This window comes from Cedecea sp. AS113 (genome assembly GCF_037152415.1).
GTDB lineage: Bacteria > Pseudomonadota > Gammaproteobacteria > Enterobacterales > Enterobacteriaceae > Cedecea.
In genome coordinates, this window is the sequence record NZ_JBBCMI010000063.1 from 1 (window position 1) to 449 (window position 449).

Here is a 449-nt window from a genome sequence, read left to right on the forward strand (position 1 = left end):
AGGTAGCTTAACCTTCGGGAGGGCGCTTACCACTTTGTGATTCATGACTGGGGTGAAGTCGTAACAAGGTAACCGTAGGGGAACCTGCGGTTGGATCACCTCCTTACCTAATAGATACAACCCGCGTAGTGCTCACACAGATTGTCTGATAGATGTAGAGAAGCAAGGCGTCTTGCGATTGAGACTTCAGTGTCCCCTTCGTCTAGAGGCCCAGGACACCGCCCTTTCACGGCGGTAACAGGGGTTCGAATCCCCTAGGGGACGCCACTTGCTGGTATGTAAGTGAAAGTTGCGTGCCGAACTATCTCAAAGCTGACTTGAAAGAGTCATGTTTGAGATATTTGCTCTTTAACAATCCGGAACAAGCTGAAAATTGAAACGACATGTCGTCTTATTCTTCCGTAATAAAGAATAAGGTTAAGACATGTTCGAGTCTCTCAAATTTTCAC

The 449-nt window shown here is 47.0% G+C and carries 1 tRNA gene and 1 rRNA gene; both read left to right on the forward strand.

Going from position 1 to position 449, the window contains the following annotated elements:
* Window positions 1–106: ribosomal RNA gene (locus WFN87_RS24035) — 16S ribosomal RNA — on the forward strand; the annotation flags it as partial.
* An 85-nt stretch (window positions 107–191) separates the two neighbouring features.
* Window positions 192–267: transfer RNA gene (locus tag WFN87_RS24040), tRNA-Glu, on the forward strand.
* The last annotated feature ends 182 nt before the right edge of the window (window positions 268–449 follow it).